Annotated in this window: 19 protein-coding genes and 1 tRNA gene; 4 read left to right on the plus strand and 16 right to left on the minus strand. The window is 61.0% G+C overall.

The annotated features are described in order from the left end of the window. Positions 1-239: 239 nt before the first annotated feature. The 4 genes from C1722_RS07940 to C1722_RS07955 form a co-directional block, all read right to left on the minus strand. Positions 240-1436 carry an ABC transporter ATP-binding protein gene (locus tag C1722_RS07940; RefSeq protein WP_102378754.1) on the minus strand — a complete coding sequence of 399 codons (1197 nt, stop codon included), beginning with the start codon at positions 1434-1436 and terminating at the stop codon, positions 240-242. A 34-nt stretch (positions 1437-1470) separates the two neighbouring features. Next, positions 1471-2277: an ABC transporter permease gene (locus C1722_RS07945; RefSeq protein WP_102378755.1), complete on the minus strand. Its 807-nt coding sequence runs from the start codon at positions 2275-2277 to the stop codon at positions 1471-1473. Beyond that, positions 2277-3152: an ABC transporter permease gene (locus C1722_RS07950; RefSeq protein WP_102378756.1), complete on the minus strand. Its 876-nt coding sequence runs from the start codon at positions 3150-3152 to the stop codon at positions 2277-2279. Before C1722_RS07950 ends, C1722_RS07945 begins: the two co-directional genes overlap by 1 nt. A gap of 128 nt (positions 3153-3280) precedes the next feature. Then, a complete protein-coding gene (locus C1722_RS07955) occupies positions 3281-4624 on the minus strand; it encodes an ABC transporter substrate-binding protein (protein ID WP_219724289.1) in 1344 nt (447 codons plus the stop codon). Between the two features lie 264 nt (positions 4625-4888). Between C1722_RS07955 and C1722_RS07960 the strand changes: the two genes are divergently transcribed. Further along, positions 4889-6673 (plus strand): FAD-dependent oxidoreductase, encoded by a 1785-nt coding sequence (locus tag C1722_RS07960; protein ID WP_425319374.1) that lies wholly within the window; start codon positions 4889-4891, stop codon positions 6671-6673. Between the two features lie 11 nt (positions 6674-6684). Here C1722_RS07960 and C1722_RS07965 read toward each other — a convergent pair whose 3' ends face one another. After that, the gene (locus C1722_RS07965) at positions 6685-7173 is read right to left on the minus strand and encodes a hypothetical protein (RefSeq protein WP_102379582.1); all 489 of its coding nucleotides are present in this window, start codon (positions 7171-7173) and stop codon (positions 6685-6687) included. Between the two features lie 283 nt (positions 7174-7456). Here C1722_RS07965 and C1722_RS07970 point away from each other — a divergent pair. Continuing rightward, positions 7457-7532: transfer RNA gene (locus C1722_RS07970), tRNA-Ala, on the plus strand. A 56-nt stretch (positions 7533-7588) separates the two neighbouring features. Here C1722_RS07970 and C1722_RS07975 read toward each other — a convergent pair. Further along, positions 7589-8569: a helix-turn-helix transcriptional regulator gene (locus C1722_RS07975; RefSeq protein ID WP_102378758.1), complete on the minus strand. Its 981-nt coding sequence runs from the start codon at positions 8567-8569 to the stop codon at positions 7589-7591. Positions 8570-8750: 181 nt separating this feature from the next. Between C1722_RS07975 and C1722_RS07980 the strand changes: the two genes are divergently transcribed. Continuing rightward, the gene (locus C1722_RS07980) at positions 8751-9176 is read left to right on the plus strand and encodes a TOBE domain-containing protein (RefSeq protein ID WP_102378759.1); all 426 of its coding nucleotides are present in this window, start codon (positions 8751-8753) and stop codon (positions 9174-9176) included. Positions 9177-9330: 154 nt separating this feature from the next. Here C1722_RS07980 and C1722_RS07985 read toward each other — a convergent pair whose 3' ends face one another. The 4 genes from C1722_RS07985 to C1722_RS07995 form a co-directional block, all read right to left on the minus strand. Continuing rightward, on the minus strand, positions 9331-10134 hold the full coding sequence (locus C1722_RS07985; RefSeq protein WP_102378760.1) for a molybdopterin-dependent oxidoreductase: 804 nt from the start codon (positions 10132-10134) through the stop codon (positions 9331-9333). Between the two features lie 12 nt (positions 10135-10146). Then, complete coding sequence (locus C1722_RS07990; protein WP_102378761.1) at positions 10147-11667, minus strand: molybdopterin-dependent oxidoreductase; 1521 nt, start codon at positions 11665-11667, stop codon at positions 10147-10149. Positions 11668-12391: 724 nt separating this feature from the next. Further along, a complete protein-coding gene (locus C1722_RS16690; protein WP_146040623.1) occupies positions 12392-12607 on the minus strand; it encodes a hypothetical protein in 216 nt (71 codons plus the stop codon). Between the two features lie 45 nt (positions 12608-12652). Beyond that, positions 12653-13399, minus strand: a complete 747-nt coding sequence (locus C1722_RS07995) for a homocysteine S-methyltransferase family protein (RefSeq protein ID WP_102379583.1) — start codon at positions 13397-13399, stop codon at positions 12653-12655. Between C1722_RS07995 and C1722_RS17590 the strand changes: the two genes are divergently transcribed. Next, positions 13371-13685: a response regulator transcription factor gene (locus tag C1722_RS17590; protein WP_280522937.1), complete on the plus strand. Its 315-nt coding sequence runs from the start codon at positions 13371-13373 to the stop codon at positions 13683-13685. The genes C1722_RS07995 and C1722_RS17590 overlap by 29 nt on opposite strands. 5 nt (positions 13686-13690) lie before the next feature. Here the strand turns inward: C1722_RS17590 and C1722_RS08005 are convergent, their stop codons facing one another. The 6 genes from C1722_RS08005 to C1722_RS08030 all read right to left on the minus strand — a co-directional run bounded on the left by C1722_RS08005 (position 13691) and on the right by C1722_RS08030 (position 19136). Then, positions 13691-13969: a PKD domain-containing protein gene (locus C1722_RS08005; protein WP_102379584.1), complete on the minus strand. Its 279-nt coding sequence runs from the start codon at positions 13967-13969 to the stop codon at positions 13691-13693. 50 nt (positions 13970-14019) lie between these two features. Further along, the gene (locus C1722_RS08010) at positions 14020-14568 is read right to left on the minus strand and encodes a gamma carbonic anhydrase family protein (RefSeq protein ID WP_180995096.1); all 549 of its coding nucleotides are present in this window, start codon (positions 14566-14568) and stop codon (positions 14020-14022) included. Positions 14569-14686: 118 nt separating this feature from the next. Next, complete coding sequence (locus tag C1722_RS08015) at positions 14687-14986, minus strand: CDP-alcohol phosphatidyltransferase (protein ID WP_102378764.1); 300 nt, start codon at positions 14984-14986, stop codon at positions 14687-14689. Between the two features lie 85 nt (positions 14987-15071). Beyond that, positions 15072-17450: a homocysteine S-methyltransferase family protein gene (locus tag C1722_RS08020; RefSeq protein ID WP_244902492.1), complete on the minus strand. Its 2379-nt coding sequence runs from the start codon at positions 17448-17450 to the stop codon at positions 15072-15074. Further along, on the minus strand, positions 17443-18237 hold the full coding sequence (locus tag C1722_RS08025) for a vitamin B12 dependent methionine synthase (protein WP_102378765.1): 795 nt from the start codon (positions 18235-18237) through the stop codon (positions 17443-17445). The genes C1722_RS08020 and C1722_RS08025 overlap by 8 nt, the downstream gene beginning before the upstream one ends. 14 nt (positions 18238-18251) lie before the next feature. Further along, positions 18252-19136, minus strand: coding sequence for a methylenetetrahydrofolate reductase (locus C1722_RS08030; RefSeq protein ID WP_102378766.1), 885 nt, complete (start codon positions 19134-19136; stop codon positions 18252-18254). Positions 19137-19324 lie beyond the last annotated feature (188 nt).

The raw sequence follows: 19324 nt of genomic DNA on the forward strand, positions 1-19324 counted from the left end.
GGACCGAAAACGCCCCGATACGGAACGTTGAAGCCCTTACGAAACCGCGCGTTGCGGTTCGGGGCCGCCACGCTGCTCGGCGGGTAGGGCAGACGGTCTCGATCAGGTTTATGGGCTTTTCTTTACCAGAAGATGACAGCGCAGATCGGAGACCCGAACTGCACCGCCTCATCCGTATAATCGTTAAGTAAAACGGACTGGAAACGAGGCAGCCATGGAACGCAACGACATCATCGACGTCACCCCCGTCGACCAATCCCACGAACAGGCAAAAGCCCAAAACGATCCGGCGCGCAAACAGCCTGCGGGGTCTGCGAACCGGACCGGCAAGCCCTACTATACGTTCGACGGCACCTCCTGGCACGCTGAAGCGAACGGAGCGCCGACAGGCAACAGCGCCGGGCCCGCAGTGCCCGTGAACGCCCACGTGATCGATGCGGGAGGCTCCCCCGAAAACGGGCAGCCCAAAAGCCTGTCNCGGAAATCGGCGACGACGAGGGAACGGTCAGCGTCTGGTCCCCAAGGTCGATTCGAACCAGATGCGTCGAGCCGCGGTACACGCAGCACCGGACCGAGAAGACCGGCGGCATGCCCTCGTCGATGAAGGCGGCGTTCTGCCGTATCACCGCCGTCGCAGAGCCGCACCGCACGCCTTGCGCCGGAAGGCTCAAGGGCCCCGCGGAGAAGACACCGCCCTCAACTGCACCCGCGATCGTCGAGCAACCGCCGAAGCATGCGGCAATCTCGCTTGTCGCCGGATGCTCGAACAACTCGTCAGGCATGCCCTGCTGTTCGACCCTGCCCCCGCTGAGGTACACGATGCGGTCGGACATCTCTATGGCCTCGATCGCATCGTGGGTCACCATGATGGTCGTCATGCCGAATTCGCGGTGGAGTTTCAGCACCAGCGAGCGCATGTCGTCGCGCAGGTGCTCGTCGAGCCCCGAGAAAGGCTCGTCGAGCAACAGCACCTGCGGCGTTGCCGCAAGGGCGCGCGCCAAAGCAACGCGCTGCTGCTGTCCGCCGGAAAGGCTCGACACCTCGCGCTTTCCGAATCCGTCCAGTTGCACGTGGGAGAGAAGCTCACGTGCCCGATCGAGGCGCGCTGGTTTTTTCATGCCGCGCATCTTGCAGGGAAACGCAACGTTTTCCTCGACGTTCATGTTGGGAAACAGCCTCATGTCCTGGAACACGTAGCCGACATTGCGCTTGTGCGCCGCAACTCCGTCGATCGCGCGTCCATCGAAGGACACCGAGCCGCCGTCCTGCACGAGAATGCCCGCGATTATCTTGAGAAGCGTTGATTTGCCGGCGCCCGAAGCCCCGAGCAGCGAAAGAAATTCCCGATCGTGCGCCTCGAACGACACGCTATCGAGTACACGTTTGGCGGGTTTCGTTCCCAAATCGATCGTTATGTCGGACACCGTTAGTCTCATACGGACGGGCAACTCCTTCTCATCGCAGCTTCGGTCAATCGGTAAAGTACTCGGTCTTGGCGGACGCAAACCGCTTGAGCAGCAGCTCGAACAGGAAGAACACGCCGAGCGTCACCGCCATGAAGAGGACACCGTACGCGCTTGCTATCGTGCGGTCGCCGCTCGCCAAGTAGGGAAACATCACGAGCGCGAACGTCTTCACCGTGCCGCCGCCCACTAAAAGCGTCAGGAAGTACTGCGAAAACGACGTGATGTAGGAAAGCGAAGCCGCCGAGAGCAAGCCGGGAAGCAGCAACGGAATCTGCACCTCGAAGAGAGCCCTCACAGGACCCGCCCCCGATACGCGCGCCTGCTGCTCGAGTTTTTCGCCCGCAGCCGCGGTAACTTCGCTCATGATGGTGATCGCATAAGGAAGCGCAACGATGGTATGCGCGAGCACAACGCCGAAAACCGTATTCGCGAGGCCCGCGTGGATGAAGACAACCTGTACGCCCATGGCGAACACCGTCGCCGGGATGAGAAACGGCAGCACGGTCGAAAAGCGGAACAACTCCTTGCCGAAGAAGCGGTACGAAACGAGCGCGCGGGCCGCCATGGCTGCAACAACCGTCGAGAGCGCCGCTACCGCAAGCGATATGCCGACGCTCACCGCAAGAACCTCGCCCAGATCGCGCGACGTTACGAACAGCTCGACGATGCCCCGATCCGAGAATGTCTGCGGAAGCAGCTCGGGCCATGGCCACGAACTCGTGAACGCCCATACCGCAACGACGGCAAGGGGGACGAGAACGCAAACAAGGTGCAGAGCCACGAACAGTTTTGCAGCACGTTTTCCACCCATCAGCGTCTCCTTTCGCGCTGCAGCACGATGAAGTACACGATGGCGAGAACCGTACAGATGAGCACCATGATGCCGTTGATGGCCATAGCGTAAGAGCGGTTCAGGATATCGGGATTCTGGAATTCCAGGTAAGCGAGAACAGGTATCGCCTTCGGCAGAGTCGGACCGAGCAGAAACGGAACCTCGTACGAGCCGAACGAGAAGGCGAACACGATGAGAAACGCCTTGACAAGCGCCCCTTTGCACAGGGGCAGCGTAACGGAGAAAAAGCTCCTCAGGGCCGATGCCCCGAGCGTAAGAGCCGCCTCGCCGTAGCGGTCGGACACGTTCGCCATGATGGCGATAGTGCAAAACGCGACGAAGGGTATCTCCTTCCAGAGGTAGACGAGGACGATGCCCCATCCGCTCGGATCCCCCACGACCGAGGGAAACGCCCCGATCCCGTCGATGAGGCCGAGTGCGTACAGTGCGCGGGGGACGAGTCCCGTACCCGCGAACAGCGAAACCACGAACAGCACGACAAGGGTGTGCGCGGTCATGAGCGGTATGCTGATGCCGACGGCCTGCAGCGCACGCGACGCCGACAAGCGCGTCAGCGCCGCAGACAGCACAATGCCCCCCACAACGGCGAGCGCCGACGACACCGCCGAGATATAGAGACTGAACCCGAGCGAAGCCGTAAAATCAGCGCGTCCGAACGCTTCGAGGTAGTATTGCAGCGTGAACTCGGTCTTGCCGAGAAACGGCATGATCCCGAACCCTTGGAGCACGCCGTTCACCACGCCATATATGAAAACGAGGACGAGGACGACCGTGGGAGCGATAAGCGCGTACGGGGCCAATGCGCCCTTGATCTTACGCCCTCGCAACGACATTGCGCATTCACCTCCCGCCCGCCTTCAACAACCGATACGGTGCCGCCGACGTTCCATCGACGCAACCAGCGGGCAGCACCTCGCGCCGCCCGGGCCGCAAGCGGCACCGTACCAGTATAACGGCAACGCTACTTGCCGATAACCTCGTCGAGCCACAGCTGCTCGATTATCGGAATCACCGGGCCGGCGGCCTCGACGATGCGATGGTCCAAAAGCTCGTCGATGGGAAGCTGCGTCACGCCGAGCGGCACGTCTTCGAACGCGGCGCGATCGGCCTCGGAAAGCTTGCCCATGTCGAGCACACTGATATTCGCAAGCTCCTCGTATTGAGAGAGTTGCATCTCCGGGGAGATCACCTCGTTGATGGCCACGAGCGCGGCCGCTTTGTTGGTTGCGTTCTTGGCGATCGCCATGAAGTTCGAGTTGCCCACCGTACCGGTTTCGAAGATGAACGAGCGGGTTGTTTCGGGCAGCGTGCCGTTCTTCACGAGCGCCTCGGGAGCACCGTAGCCCATGTTCATCACAAGCTCGCCGTCTGCGTACATCGTGTCCACCGTAGCGGCGTCGGCCGGAAACGTCGCTCCCCCTTTCCAGAGGAAGGGATTGAGCGAGCGGAGGTATTCGAGACCCGGTTCGATGACGGCCTTGACCGATTCGGTCGTGGGGTTCTCCATCGAGGAAAGCTTCTCGAACTCGTCTTTTCCAACGACGCCCGCGATGAGACACGAGATGAACGCCGTACCGGCGAAATCGCCCGGTTCGGGATAGGTAACCCGGCCCTGATGCTCTTGGCAAAACGCAAGAAACTCGTCGGGGTTCTTCGGCGTGCTCTTCACCTTCGCAGAATCGACCCACATCTGCATCTGAGCTTTGCCGTAGGGCGCTTCGTACCCCTCGACTGGGGAGCCGAAATCGTAGAGCACCTCGTTGCTTTCGGAGTCGATGTAGTCGTTGAAGTTGGGCAGGTAGTGCGTGAACGGCCCCCACAGATACCCGTTTTCCTTGGTTGAATAGAAATTCTCGCCGTTGATCCAGATGTAATCGATGCTGCCCGCCTCGACACCCGCCTGCATTTCGCCCGAAAGCTTCGTGAGGATGTCGTTGATATCCATGCCGACCAGATTCAAGGTGACATCGTACTTTTCCTTGAGCGCAGGAGCGAGCACCGTGGTGATCCACGTATTGCGCGGCTCCGATCCTCCCCATCCGTACCACGAAACCGTCTGGCCCTTCGCCGCTTCGAGAACCGCATCCCAGTTCGCGTAATCGACCTCGCCCGCAGCGTCGCCGCCCGACGCAGCTTCGCCGTCGGAAGCGTTCGAGCAGCCTGCGAGCGCCGACCCGAGCAGCATCGTCGCTGCAGCCGTCGAAGCAACCGCCACGAACCGGCGGCGCGTCATCGCCCTCGGCAGCTCGCTTGCAGCCGCACCGTCTGCCCCGTCGTTTCCTTTTCGCGCTTCGCTGATCGCCATGTATGCTCCCTTCTTCGCATGCCGCCCGGCAGCCGAAACCCGTTTTGCCCCGACGCAACCGACGATGCCATGCGCTTCCCAAATAGCTTGTTTTAGTCTATTATAAGATTATATCTATTAGTTGGTAGTTGCAAGCCTATTTCTGCAAACGGAGGTTTCATGGATCAGCCGCACGGTGCCGCAAAGCGCATTATCTTCGATTCCGATACGACCATGGGCCTCGCCGACTGCGATGTCGATGACGGGTTGGCCATTCTGTTCGCGATGGGGTGCATTGCAACGGGAGCACCCGTCTCGATCGAGGGCATATGCGCAAGCTACGGAAACAACACGCTCGAAGCAGTGTACGCGAACACCCTCGAGATCGCCGACGNGGAAACCATCGAGGCCGACATCGTCATCATCGGCGCAGGCCTCTCGGGCCTGTGCGCCGCCCGCGCCGCTGTCGAAAACGGCGCAGAGAGAATCGTCGTCGTCGAGAAGGCGGATTCCTACCAGTGCCGCTCGAACCAAGTAGGCACGGTGGGCGGTCAGGTTCAAGAGTCGCTCGAGATCAGCGTAGACGGCAAAAAGGTAGTCTCGCAGCTCATGAAAGAATGCGGCTACCGCCCCAACCAACGCCTGCTCAACCTTTGGGCGAACCATTCGGGAGAAGCGCTCGATTGGTTCCTCGAACCCTGCGAGGGAAGCTACGTCCTCGAGGCCGAAAGCGATCCGTACGACGGGGAGAGCCTTTCGGTCAGAAAGCTCCATTGGCCGCATCCCGAAACGGCGAACACGCAGGACGACTACTACCCCGTTTTCGATACCTGCCAGGCTCTGCTGCCCGATCTCGCCCCGTACCTGAAAGAAACGTATAGGATCTGCGTCGACGCGGGCGTCGAGTTCAGGTTCTCGACCTGGGCTCGACAGCTCGTGCGCGCCGACGACGGGAAGGGCCGCGTCGAATCCGTCATCATCATGGGAGTCGACGAGGGCTACCGCAAGATCACCGCGTCAAAGGCCATCCTCTTGGCCACAGGCGATTATTCGGGCAACGCCGAGATGATGCAGTACTACGTGCGGTGGGCAACCCGCTTTCAGAGCATATTCCCCAACGTCGACGCGAAGGGCAACAAGACCAATACCGGCGACGGGCAGCGAATGGGCATGTGGATCGGCGCGAAGATGGAGGCGGGACCCCACGCCCCGATGACGCATCACCTCGGCGGGCCGCTCGGCGTCGACGGTTTTTTGCTCGTCGACATGTACGGCGACCGTTTCATGAACGAAGATGTGGGCGGTCAGTGGCTGCAGAACCAGATATCGCGCCTTCCGGGAAAGAAGGCGTGGCAGGTGTTCGATTCGCGCTGGCCCGAGCAGATCGGCTCCATGGACACCGGGCACGGCAACGTGAACTGGTACGTGGAAGACGCAGCCGACGTACCGAACGGATCGTACGGCAAGAACGCCTACATTGCGAGCAAGGATAACGAGGATGGCAACACCCCGGGGTTCGACTCGTACTTCGCGGAGGGCGCCGATGGCGTTTTCGCCAACACCATCGAGGAGCTCGCCATCCGCATGAGCGTCGATCCCGATGCGCTGCAGAGCACGATCGACCGGTACAACGAACTCGCCGAAACCGGTGTCGACGAGGATTTCGACAAGCGGGCCGATCGCCTTTTCCCCGTCATCGAACCGCCGTTCTACGCGTACCCGATGACCGATACCGTACTGCTTGTATGCATGGGCGGTCTCGTCACCAATGTGAACTTCCAGGTGATCAACGCCGAGGACGACTCGCTCATCGAGGGTCTCTACGCCGTCGGCAACTGCCAAGGGGGCAGATTCCTCGTCGATTACCCGCTTGCCGCCCCCGGCATAAGCCACGGCATGGCCATCACTCACGGCAAACTTGTCGGAGAACTGTTGGCCGGAGGCTCCGCGAAAAAGAAGCCGTCGGGCGCAACGGAGACCGAGAACCAGACGACCGAGAACCAGGCGGAAGCAGTCGAGGGAATCGATGCGAAACCGGCCGCCGAGGGAGACGAAACGGAAGCCGAATAGGAGCACGGCGTTTACGGGTGGATGTCGAAGTAGCCCGTCTGCTTGCGAACCTGCCATGCGCACACGGCAAGCGAGATGATGAACAGGCCGCTCACCAGACTGCTCGGATCGAGCGCCCCCCGGGAAAGGCTGCTCGCAAGGGCCCATGCCGTCACTACGGCATCGACGAGCGCAATCCAGAAGAACAACGTGATCTTAGGCGGATTCTTCGCCCCCCGAATGCCGAGCAGAGCCACGACAACGTTGATGACGGCGCCCACCATGGCCGATACGCCGAGAAACTTCGCGAAGAACTGCGCATCGATGTCGGCACCCAGCCCCTCGATGCCCTTCAGCAGGTCGGACGGTACGAACCCCGAGAACACCACAAGAAGTATGCCGAACACCACTTCGAGGGCCGCCCACACGAGAAGAACGATGCACAGACGGCGCAACCACACCTGCCACGGGGTCATCGGCTTCCCGTCGGTTCCGACGGGAACCTTTTTTTCTCTGGTCATCGCTTCCGTCCAATTCATGCCTACGCGCCGAGGCTTTCCAACGGCTATAGGGCAGCTCATCTATAATAGATTCCATTGTATCCTATTTTTAGAAAGCTCCAGGCGCTTCGGGTAGCTTCGGGAGCTTTCTCGCCTCGGCGGCGTATTCGGTTCTGCAACGTGATCTGCAGTATTGGATATCGCTTGGATTTTCGGGAGCGCAGCCGAATGCTTCACAAACCATATAGAAATTAGGGCTTGACCGAAGCCCTGAGTCAGGTATACTAAATCTCGCACTTTTTACGGGGCCTTAGCTCAGCTGGGAGAGCGCATGGCTGGCAGCCATGAGGTCAGGGGTTCGATCCCCCTAGGCTCCACCATACACAGCACAAGCCGGACGATCGTCCGGCTTGTTTTATAGTGGGCAGAACGTCGCCTACGTCTCGTAGATGCACTCCCCGAGCAAACGGAAGTCGTAGCCGACCATGCTCGCAAGACCCTGCTTGAAAGCAGTGCTTCGCAAGTTCGCCTGCACCGTACGCAGCAGGCGCTCGGTCGAGGGCTTCTTGGCAACCACGAGTACGAGCTGCTCGGTCTGCAGGGGCAGATAGTCGAGACCCCTCACCTGATGAAACACCTTCTCGGTTCCCACCCCCACGTCGGCATCCTTGCGCGCGATGAGGGAACCCTGCACGAGCGCCGACGAAACCTCCCGATCGTATCCGGGAATGGTCTTCGGATCGGCCTCCATGATGCGCAAACGCTCGTCGAGCAGCACGCGCGCCGCCGCTCCCCGCTCGCGGTTTGCGAGCACCGCTCCCGAATGGAGCAGATCGCCCCATGAGCGCAGGTTGAGCGGGTTGCCCCGCTGCACGAGCAGCCCCTGCGTGTAGTACGCCATCTGAAACACCTTCACAGGCATACCGGGCAGCAACCGCTTGATATAAGGGAGGTTGCAGGTTTCGCTCGAGCTGTCCCAGAGGCTTACCGCAGCTGCATCGAGATATCCGAAGTAGAGATCGACGAGCGCTTGGTAGCTGTTCTGGTAGCTTCGCAGCACGTACACGCCCGATTCGGCCAAACACGTCGAAAGCCCGTCGACCATGGCATCCGAGCCGCCGAGGAGAAACGCGTCGGCAGCCGCGCGCGGTATGCGCTTGCCGATGCCGGACACGGGAGGCACCCAGACCCCGTCGATCGGGTTCGAAGCCGCATCTTGGGCGATCTTGGGCTTCGGCGGCGCCTGTTTCGACTGCGCGATATAGGCCTGCACGTCATCGAGCGTGAACCGAAGCTTCCTGCCCACCTTGTACGACGAGATCCTACCTTCCTTGGCGAGGCTGTATACGGTGTTCTTGCTCACGTCGAGCATCTGCGCAACGTCGTCTGCAGCCAAAGCCTTCTGCTTGAACTCCATGGCCTCCCTTTCTATTCTCGTTCTAGTATATTACGGTTTTGTGCGAAATGAAACGAAACAGGGCGGATTCCCAACGATTTTGCAACGTCGATTGCATTGCCGCCGGGAATCCGTAGAGTGGCAGGTGTCATCGGAAAACGGTCGCCGCGCAATGCGACGGTCCACAGAAAAGGAGATCAGCATGAAGATTTCGGCACGCAACCAGCTTGCAGGTACCGTATCCGCCGTCAAAGAAGGCGCCGTAAACGGAGTCGTCACCATCAAGGTCGGCGACGAGACCATCAAGAGCGACATCACCATGGAGGCCATCAAGGATCTCGGTCTCGCCGAAGGCAAAGAAGCCATCGCCATCATCAAGGCGTCCAACGTGCTCGTCGCCGCCGGCAGCGAGCGCATCGGAAGCATCTCCGCCCGCAATCAGTTCCCCGGAACCATCGTAAAGGTCGCCAAGGGTGCTGTGAACGGCCACGTATCCATCGAGATCACCGACGGCGCGAAGATCACCGCTTCGATCACCAATGAAGCCATCGACGACCTCGGTCTTGCCGAGGGCGCCGCTGCCGTCGCCATCGTGAAGGCGACCGACGTCCTCGTAGCCGTTAACTAGCAAAACAAGCCGGCAGGTTCGCGGCTATTCGCCAGCGGGCGGCAAAAGGGGGTTTGCAGGCTCTTCTGCAAACCCCCTTTTGCATGAAGGGATGCGGTCCGACGGCGGTTGAGGGAGCCGTACCGAGCCGAACCGCATCCGGTGCAGCTTCGAGTTACGAAACGCCCGTTATACCCACGTTCGGGCGATTCGCATACTGATTTTCGGGAGCATCCTCGCTACCCGGTACCGCAGGCGCCTCGTCTTCGGCGGTCAATTCGATCGAAACGATGTTGCGCGTGAAGTACTTCGCCGCCGTCGAATCGATCCAAAGCTGGTTCGTACCGCCGACCGAAGCCGAGAGGCCTTCGTCGTTGATCATGTACGACAAGATCGAGGTACGCGCCATAACGTAATCGAATGGAACCGACATCGAATAGCCGTCCTCCGAGGTGAGCGTAACCGTGTTCACGCCCGGCAGCGGCTGGGCGCGCTCGACGATGGTCGCAAGAGGCACCCCTGTGACCTCGGCGTTGATGACCGCCGCACCTCCCGGCGTGTTGGCCGCGCACGAGCAGCCCATGAGCGTCGTCTGCTCGCCGTCGGCCGCTAGCTCGCCGAGAGTCGCCGTGTACGCGTTCTCGACATCCCCCGATACGGTAAGGCTCCAATCGGCCGCCGCCGTTACCGTAAGCTCGGTCGTCGCATTGCAGAGGGCGTTTGCGGCTTTTTGGAACACCTCGGCTATCTTCCAGTTCGGAGTCACGACCGATTGCTGGTAGGAGAAGCCTCCGCTGACGTTCGGCACGTTGACGACCGGCGACTCCACCGTTGAGGACGTTCCCTCAACATGGCTCCAGGTTGCCCCTGACGCATCGGGCGCCGCCGCCTCGACCGTATCTCCGAAGGCAACAGCCCCGGGGGCAAGGAGCGTAACGCCCGCCGCCGCGCCCACGATCTTCGTTATTGCATGGTTCATGATTCCTCCTTCCTACTGAACGTTAAAGAACAGCTGAGACGGATCGGTGCTGACGGAACCGTCGGCGGCGACCGCCCTGACCTTGATCAGATACGAACCCGGGGCTTCCGGCGTATAGGTAAGCTTCCAATTGACCCACCGCATCGTATCGGTTTCGCCCAGATCGTACGTCGTCCACGTCTTGCCCTTGTCAAGCGATATCTCCACCGCCGTTACCGGAATCTCGTACGCATCGGCGAAGCCCTCGAACTCGATCGGCTCGCCGGCGGAAAATACGGTTCCATTCGTGTAGTTGAAGATCGCCGTGTTGGGCTTGTTGAACATCTCGCCCGTCTTCGGATTGGTGAATCCCCTGAAGAACTTCGGCTCGGTTGGATCGGTCGTGAACTTCAGCTCGACGACGCGCTTCGTGTAGTGGCAGCCGCCGAGCGTCGGGGTCCACATCTGCACGGGGTAGCCTTGCAGCATGCCGAGCTTCTCGCCGTTGATCTCGGTGACCAGCAGGATGTCGTCCTTGTACTCGTTTACGTACTCCATCGAGAGCGGATAGACGTCCCACCCGTCATCGGCGATTGAGTGCATCGAGTTCACACTCGGGTCGACGCCCGCTTTTTCCATTACGGCCGACAGGGGAATGCCCTTTACGTTGACGTTGGCGATATAGGCTCCGCCCGGAGGGTTGGTCTGGCAGTCCATCTTGTACACGCGCTCGACCATCCGATCCTCGAAATCGGACAGCTTGAACGAGAATTCGGAATCCACCGAACCGCTCACCTTGATCTCCCAGTTCTCGTACGCCTCTTCCGACGTGTCGTTATCGGGGGTAACGCCCTGATGGTTAGCGTTCTCCCAGTAGTAGAACACTTGGTCGGTCGGCGTTATGGAATCCTGGGTAAAGCTGAAATCGCCCTGGACTTCCGCCACGGGGGTGATCCCCATATAGGCGGTATCGTACTTCACGAGATCCCACATCTCATGCTCTCCCGTCGCCGGGTTGATGTAATGGCACGAGTTGCAGTCGCCGTCGAACTCGTCGCTGTTCATATGGAGCGCATGCATGCTGTCCTGCAAGAACAGCGCCTTCGAGTGGCACATGTAGCAGAACTTGAGCGACGCATCCACGTTGTACGGGTTCCAGAGCTTCGGATGGGTCATCGGCAAAAGCTGGGGAGCGTCGATGAGCGAGGAGTGGCATCCCTCGGCTTGGCATCCGCGGTTCTCGCCCTGCAGGATCGCCGTATTCCACATATACGGATCCGACGGGACCAGCCGCACCTGCGTTCCGTCTTTGGCCTCGGTGACCTTCGGGGCGTAGTACTCCTTGGCCGCGGCCACCTTCTCTTCCCCTTGGAGCATCTTGATGCGATCAGCCTCGTCTTCGCCCTTCGCCTGATCGGACGAATCGACCGTCGGCTCGGTTGCCGGTTCCTGCGAGTTTCCTTGCTGCGGCTGGCTCGCACACGCCCACAGACAGCACGCGAGCGCGCAGGCGGAAATCGCAACGAGCAGCATTGCCACCAATCGCTTCTTCATGGTATCCCTCCCTTCTGTTCGGCCTCCCGATCCTTTGCGCCGAGAAGCCCTGTGAGCGAAGGGTACGAAACGAAAGGGGCCGCGTCATCCAGAAAAACTCTTGAAAGGCAAACGTGCTAAAGTATGAGCGGTTTACTGAGCGTTTTCGGCATCGTTTCGCCAGGGCCGCAGGGGGGATCAACAGTTTCTGTTGATGCGTTTTCAGCTGTAAGGGAGAGATCATGGGTGCTCAATCAAACAAGCAGGAAGGCGGCCGGCTCGCGCAGATCATGCGCCTCCCGCAAAAGAGAAGCGCGTCGCGCATCCTCCTCTCGGTCAATTGGCCGTTCGCAGTCGGTTTCGCCCTGTGCCAGACTTGGAATGTCCTGTGCATATCGTTGCCCGACCCCATCACCTACACCGCGCCGTTCCTCGATCTGCGATGGGTGTCGCTGCTAACCGCGCTTCTGCTCTCGGCGGCAGCTGTCGTTTGTTCGAAAAAAGCGGGGACGCTCCTGCGCAGCCGGCGATTCGTTTCGGCCATCGGGGCGGTTGCGGCCTTCGGCAGCATCCTCGGCCCGGTTTCCGCATTGCTGCCCAGCGCCTCGGTGCCCCTGATCTACCTCGCGGCGATCGCGGTCGGCGTCGGTTTCGCAGGCCTGTTCATCGCCTGGTTTGAGGCTCTCGTCGAAGCGCACGACATGATGGGCCTCGCGATCAGCGTCGTCATCGCAACCGTTCTCACCTACCCGCTCGCCAACGTGCTTTCGTCGGACCAGATGAACCACTGGGTCTCCGCTTCGATCGCATCGGTTCTGCCCATTGTGTCGGTGCTGCTCTTAGGCGCCAGGCCCAAGCACGCCGGCGCCGCCCCGCCACCCGAAACGACGGTTCCCGACAAGAGGAAGAAATGGCTTCTGCTGAGATTCTGCCTCTGCTTGCTTCTCGTGATCGCGATCATAGAGACCGTGCGCAACCTCCTGCTCAACGGAACGGCTCTGAGCTTCTACGCGGGCGTCGTCAACCTGGGTGCGCTCGCCCTCAAGCTCGCCTGCTCGGTGTGGCTCCTCGCGATCTTCGACGCCCGCAACGCCGACGGCGTTTCGGCGATATACCGTACGGCGTTCGTGCTTCTGCTCGGCGTCGTCCTGTGCATACCGTACCTTTTGGAGGGAAGCTGGATCGCGCACACCCTGCTCGACCTCGGGTCCTTCTTCTTCCAGTTCACCGTCATCATGGTTGCTTTCGAGATAAGCGTGGGCTTCGACCTGCATCCCGCGCTCGTGTTCGGCAGCGCGCGGATCGCCTGGTCGGCGGGTGCGCTTTCGGGAATCGGCCTGGAGGCGATATGCCGAGGTGCAGGGCCCGACGGCGTCCAGGCGTTCGCCGTCGCGTTCGGCCTCGCAGCGGCAGTGGCGTTCGTGTTCGTGTTCACCGAGAGGGATTGCGTCGAGATCCTCTCGAGCCTGCCCCTGCCNTTCGCTTCGAGCAGATCGGTGAACGTCTCGATGGCCAAAAGGTCGGCTCCCGCATCGCGGGCAGCCACCACCTGCTCGGCGAACAGATCGTACGCCTCGTCGAACGATAGCGTGCCGAGCGGTTCGAGCAGCGCTCCGATCGGCCCGATGTTCGCGGCGATGTAGCGCCCGCCCGCTTCTTTCGCGCAGCGGATAGCCGCCGAGAACACCTCCTCGACCGTAGCCTCCCCCGCAAGCTTGCGGCGGTTGGCGCAAAAAGGGTTCTGGGGGGGCATCCATGCTCTTCTACACCTCTATAGGTGTGTAAGAGAAAGGGGCGTACCCTGCNCGCGATTCAAGCGGCAATGCGAGCATCTCGCCCAGCGAACGGGGGTATCGGAGCGCGAGCTCGAGGTGCTCGCCCTCGTCGCGAAAGGCCGCTCCGCCGGGCGCATCGCGGAGGACCTCAGCGTTTCGCTCGCCACCGTCAACTCCCACATCCATCACATATACCAGAAGCTCGGCATCCATTCGCGCCAAGAGCTCCTCGACCTGATCGAGGAGGAGCACGTTCCGCTCTAGATCGGCTACTCTACGAAAAACTCCACCACATCGGCCAGCGGACTGCGATCGCCGTCTTCGTTGACCGCGCGCACGCGGAGCCGATAGAGGCCCGGCTTTTGCGGCGTATAGGAAAACTGCCAGGTGAGCAGTTTGTCGGTGGTGGCACCGCCGGTGTCGTGCCCCGTCCACGTCGATCCCCCGTCAAGGGAGAATTCGATGGCCGATATCGCCTTATCGAAATCGTCGGCATAACCCGAAAACGTCAGCGGTTCGCCCACCTTGCCAAATACCGTCCCCAGCATGCTGCCCCCAATCGTCAGCCCCATTGTGCGCGATACAGCGCAGCCGCGCATCAACAGTTGGTGTTGATTTTCGCCGAAAGCCCGCCCTGCGGGCACTGTGCCGCGTACTCTTTCGCGTCGTCGACGTAGACTTGGGCGTTTGCGAGGTTGTGTTCCACCGTAGCGTCGTCGAGCATGCGGATCACCTTGCCGGGAACGCCTATCACGAGCGAGCGTTCAGGGATGACCTCGCCTTCCTTCACCAGCGCGCCAGCCGCGATGAGCGACCCTTTCCCTATTCGAGCCCCGTTCAGCACCGTGGCGTGCATGCCGATAAGGCAGCCGTCCTCGACGATGGCGCCGTGCACGATGGCGTTATGGCCCACCGAAACGCAATCGCCGATAACAACCGGGCAACCGTGATCGGAATGCAGCGTGGCGTTGTCCTGGACGTTGCTTTTGGCACCTATGCGGATCGAATCGACCTCGGCGCGAAGCACCGCCCCGAACCACACGGAGCTCTCCTCGCCGAGCGTCACATCGCCGCTGACCGTAGCGGTATCGGCGATAAACGCCGCTCGATGCGTATCGGGAACCTTGCCCTTGTATTCGATGATCATCGCTGCCCTTTCGATTTCGCGTGTCGGACGAGTATAGCGCTCGATGCGATATCGATCAAAAGCAGCTTATACGCAATAAATCAGAAGGCGGCTGGGATCTCCAGCCGCCCTTCGGTCGCTATGCGTTTTTCTCGGATGCGTAGAAAACCGCATCGTCGAACACCTCTTCGATCGTTCTCCCGCCAACGAAGGGCAGACCCATGAATTCCGCAAGGGTGGGAACAAGCTCGCTCGCATCGGTGTAGTGTCCCTTTTCGTTGAGCTTCGCCGTGTCCTGCGCCCGCCAGTATCGGTCGTTCACATCTGTCAAGTAGTACAAGGTACCGCTGACCTCCATGTAAACCGAGTGATGAGCATGCAGATACATCGGCAGCTCATCAAAGGACACGTCAAGCTCTTCCGTTGCTTTCGTTCCCATACGGGCCCCCTTCTCTTCGGGAAATACCTTTGACCCATCATAGCAATTTAACGCCACGTGCGGAACTCAGATTCGCAGAAAGTGCCTATTCGCGACCGCCGAAGAAGTTTCCCGCGATGCGCGCTGCCTCGGCCGCATCTTTTCCATAGTAATCGGCGCCGATCATATCGGCGTACTCGGGATTGAGAACCGCTCCCCCAACGAACACCGTGCATCCGGGAGCCTCGCTCCTCAGCAGGCGGATAGTCTCTTCCATCGCCTTGACGGTCGTAGTCATGAGCGCCGAAAGGCCCACGAGCTGCACATCGTATGTTTTCACCGCATCGAGCACGGCCTCGGGTGACACGTCGCGTCCCAGATCGATCACCCGGTATCCGTAGTTTTCGAGCAGCATCTTGACGATGTTCTTCCCGATATCGTGGATATCGCCTTTCACCGTAGCGAGTACGATGCGCTTATCGCTTTCGAACGCCCCCGGCTCGGCGTGCGCACGGATGGTGTCGAAACCCGCCTTCACCGCCTCGGCCGAGGCCATCATCTGGGGAAGGAAGAACTCCCCTCGCTCGAACTTCGCACCGACGAGGTCGAGTATCGGGATGAAGATGTCGTTGATGACCGACATGGGGTCGCGATCGGCAAGCAGTTCGAGCGTGGCTTCCTCCATCTGTTCCTTGCGCCCCGTCATGATGAAGCGGCGCGCCGATGCAACCGCCTCGTCGCCGACTTCGGACGCCTCGCCCGNCAGGATGGGCATGTCGAGCCCCGCCCCGAACGCTGCCGCCAGAAACGTCGCGTTCACCAGCTCGCGCTGCGGCAGGCCGAAACTCACGTTCGAGACCCCCAGTGTCGTACGCACACCGAGGCGCTCCTTGACGAGGGTGACGGCTCTGAGTATCTCGGCCGCTTCTTTCTGGTTGGTCGATGCGGCCATAACGAGGCAGTCGATCACCACGTCATGACGTGAAATGCCGTACGCTTCGGCAGCCCGCACGATGCGCTCGGCGATGGCGAAGCGCCCCTCGGCGGTCGCAGGGATGCCGTTCTCGTCAAGCGTCAGCGCCACAACGGCGCATCCGTAATGCTTTGCGATGGGAAGGATGGTCTCGATGCTCTCGCGCTTGCCGTTCACGGAGTTGATAATCGGCTTGCCCGCATAGCGGCGCACGGCTTCCTCGATGGCAATCGGGTCGCTCGAATCGATCTGGAGCGGAAGCGTCGTAGCGACCTGGAGCTTCTTCACCAGATCGAGCAGGACGGTCGGCTCGTCGATCTCGGGAAGGCCCACGTTCACATCGAGTATCTGCGCGCCCGCCTCCTGCTGGGCGATAGCCTCCCCGATAGCGTAATCGAGGTTGCCCGAACGAAGCGCCTCCTTGAGGCGCGGCTTGCCCGTCGGGTTGATGCGCTCCCCGATCACCGCCGTCGCGGGCTTGCCCTCTTCGAGGACAACCGCCTCCTGAGACCCCGTCACCGCGCAGAGCGAAGCGGCTTGCCGAGGCTCGGGTTTCCGACCGCTCGCCAACGCGGCGATCTTCTCAATGTAGGCGGGAGTCGTACCGCAGCATCCACCGACGATCGTCGCACCCGCATCGAAGATGCGCTCCATGGCGCGCCCGTACTCGTCGGGCTTGACGTCGAACACCGTCTTGCCGTCTTCCACACGCGGCAACCCCGCATTGGGGCGCACGACCAGCGGGCACGAAACGTGTACGATCATAGCCTCGACGATGGGCGCCAGCTCCGCCGGTCCGAGCGAGCAGTTGACGCCGACGGCATGGGCGCCGAGCGCCGAAAGCGTCAGCGCCGCCACCTCGGGGCTTGTGCCGAGAAAGGTCCTTCCGTCTTCACCGAACGTCATCGAGATGAATATCGGCAGATCGCAGTTCTCCTTAGCGGCCAACACCGCAGCTTTCGCTTCGAGCAGATCGGTGAACGTCTCGATGGCCAAAAGGTCGGCTCCCGCATCGCGGGCAGCCACCACCTGCTCGGCGAACAGATCGTACGCCTCGTCGAACGATAGCGTGCCGAGCGGTTCGAGCAGCGCTCCGATCGGCCCGATGTTCGCGGCGATGTAGCGCCCGCCCGCTTCTTTCGCGCAGCGGATAGCCGCCGAGAACACCTCCTCGACCGTAGCCTCCCCCGCAAGCTTGCGGCGGTTGGCGCAAAACGTGTTCGTGGTGAGCATCTGCGCTCCGGCAGCAACGTAATCGGCATGGATCGCCGCAACCGCCTCGGGGTTCGCAATGGTGAGCAAATCGGGCTCTTGGCCGGGAACAACGAGGTTCCTTTCCTGCAGCATGGTTCCCATAGCACCGTCTTGGACAAGGTACTCCTCGCCCCGCAGTACGGCAGCAAGATGCTCGTCTTTGATAACGAGCCCCGCAAGCCTGTCGTAGGGTTCCCCCGGAACAGGTATTGCAGCGCCCCGTGCAAGCCTCATGTTTTTCGCAGCTTTCTCATCCATGGCAAACCTTTCCCGCTGCGCGTATGGCGCAGAATTCTTTCATATGGCACGACCCGCACGACCGGGGCTTTTCGCCTGCAGGAGGATCTTCGAACAAGCCGACGACAGCGGTCACGCTTTTCGTCGGCAGAAGCAGATCGGTATCGGTAACCGAAAGCCCCATGGTCTCGAAGGCTCTCAGGACAGCGAGAAACCGAGGCTGCACCGACAAAGGCAAATCGCCGTAGCCGGGGCTGTACCGCCAGTTCGCATACAGGTGCCGCTGCGCCGCTTGGGCGACGATCTGGGCTTCGGTTGCATCGGCAACGCGCTCGACCAACGCCGAGCACGCCGCGTCGTAGACGAGCGCGTCCAAGGGGCTGGAAACCTTGAGCCGCGCCAACTCCTGTTCGCTTTTCGCGCCGAGCGTGCACGCCAGAAGCGCGCACCCCCGTGCACCGCGCAGGTGCTCTACGATGTCGAAACCATCAAGTCGAAGCGAGGCGCCCAGCACATCGACGTAAGGAGCCGATTCGGATCGGCCGCGTACCGCCCGTCCGGCATCGCCGGCTTCAGTCCCGCATCCTGACGGATCGCCGGCAGTTGACGCTTTCCCGCGCTCCGCCGACGCGGTATCGGAGCCGCCATGGACCTCGACGTCGAAGTACGCGACGGTGCTTTTGGGATCGAGCTCGCGTTCGCATCGCTCGATGATCCCGTCGATCCGATCGTAGAGCGCGGGTTCCATCGCCTGTCCCGCATACCCGAGGTAGCGCAGGACCTCGCCCCTATCCACCCCGTACTTCATGCCCGGCAATCCCCTTACCGCCAGCAAGGCTTTCGAAACGCCGCGCCTCTCATGCCCCGCAGCGCCCCGACGGTTGCGCATGCGATGTCGGGCTGATTCATCGTATAGACGTGCAAGCCGTCGACTCCGTGCGCCTGCAAATCGGTGAGTTGGGCACATGCGTACTCGATACCCGCCTTGCGCAGGCTCTCCGGATCGTCCTCGTACTTGGCGAGAAGCTTGATGATCGGCGAGGGAAGCGAAGCCCCGCACATGAATACCATACGCTGAATCTGCGCCTTGCCGAGAAACGGCATGATGCCCGCCGTGATAGGCGCGCAGATACCGGCACCGAGGCACGCTTCCAAAAACCGGTAGAAATAGCGGTTGTCGAAGAAGAGCTGCGATACGAAAAACGCCGCACCTGCATCCTGCTTCTGCTTGAGGTGCTCGACGCTCAACTCAAGCTGCTCGCACTCGATATGGCCTTCGGGATACGCGGCCGCGCCCACGCAGAAACCTTCGTCCGACAAGCTGCCGATGATGTCTTTGGCGTAGAGGAAATCCTTCGCCTCGCTTCCCGCGACACGATCGCCGCGCAGGGCGAGAACGTTCTCGATCCCTTTCGCTTTCATATCGGCGATACGCTCGGCCAACATCGCTTCGGTCAAACCGATGCACGTGAGATGGGCCATAACGGGAACACCGAACTCCGCCTGGATCATATGGGCAACGTCGGCCGTCGCACTCGAGTTTCCGCTTCCCCCAGCCGAATACGTAACGCTGATGAAATCGGGCTCGAGCGCTGCGAGCTCGCGTGCCATCGTATGGGCGGCTTCGAGGGAGAGATCCCCTTTCGGCGGGAATATCTCGAACGATATGGGCTGAGTGCCCTGCGTGAATGTGTCTGCTATCTTCATGCGAGCATTATAGCAAGACGGATCGGCCGCCGAGCGAGGATGCTCGATTCAATCGAAACAATCTGACGAGCCTTGCTATCGACCCATACCCGCGATCTCGCATTGAGGCCCTGCATGGCGATCCCATCGAGCGGCCTCGCGATGCCACCTGCGGGCAGAACGGGGCTCCGGTCCGCTTCCGGTATCGG

The organism is Raoultibacter timonensis, from assembly GCF_900240215.1.
Lineage (GTDB): Bacteria > Actinomycetota > Coriobacteriia > Coriobacteriales > Eggerthellaceae > Raoultibacter > Raoultibacter timonensis.

Bases quoted from the DNA above. Each gene is read 5' to 3' on its own strand.
- C1722_RS07945 (WP_102378755.1), bottom strand. From the start codon at position 2,277: ATGGGTGGAAAACGTGCTGCAAAACTGTTCGTGGCTCTGCACCTTGTT.
- C1722_RS07975 (WP_102378758.1), bottom strand. From the start codon at position 8,569: ATGGAGTTCAAGCAGAAGGCTTTGGCTGCAGACGACGTTGCGCAGATG.
- C1722_RS08030 (WP_102378766.1), bottom strand. From the start codon at position 19,136: ATGAAGATAGCAGACACATTCACGCAGGGCACTCAGCCCATATCGTTC.
- C1722_RS07955 (WP_219724289.1), bottom strand. From the start codon at position 4,624: ATGGCGATCAGCGAAGCGCGAAAAGGAAACGACGGGGCAGACGGTGCG.
- C1722_RS07950 (WP_102378756.1), bottom strand. From the start codon at position 3,152: ATGTCGTTGCGAGGGCGTAAGATCAAGGGCGCATTGGCCCCGTACGCG.
- C1722_RS07985 (WP_102378760.1), bottom strand. From the start codon at position 10,134: ATGAACCATGCAATAACGAAGATCGTGGGCGCGGCGGCGGGCGTTACG.
- C1722_RS08010 (WP_180995096.1), bottom strand. From the start codon at position 14,568: ATGATCATCGAATACAAGGGCAAGGTTCCCGATACGCATCGAGCGGCG.
- C1722_RS07980 (WP_102378759.1), top strand. From the start codon at position 8,751: ATGAAGATTTCGGCACGCAACCAGCTTGCAGGTACCGTATCCGCCGTC.
- C1722_RS07990 (WP_102378761.1), bottom strand. From the start codon at position 11,667: ATGAAGAAGCGATTGGTGGCAATGCTGCTCGTTGCGATTTCCGCCTGC.
- C1722_RS16690 (WP_146040623.1), bottom strand. From the start codon at position 12,607: ATGATCGCGATCACGAGAAGCAAGCAGAGGCAGAATCTCAGCAGAAGC.
- C1722_RS07965 (WP_102379582.1), bottom strand. From the start codon at position 7,173: ATGACCAGAGAAAAAAAGGTTCCCGTCGGAACCGACGGGAAGCCGATG.
- C1722_RS08015 (WP_102378764.1), bottom strand. From the start codon at position 14,986: ATGGGAACGAAAGCAACGGAAGAGCTTGACGTGTCCTTTGATGAGCTG.
- C1722_RS08005 (WP_102379584.1), bottom strand. From the start codon at position 13,969: ATGCTGGGGACGGTATTTGGCAAGGTGGGCGAACCGCTGACGTTTTCG.
- C1722_RS08025 (WP_102378765.1), bottom strand. From the start codon at position 18,237: ATGAAGTACGGGGTGGATAGGGGCGAGGTCCTGCGCTACCTCGGGTAT.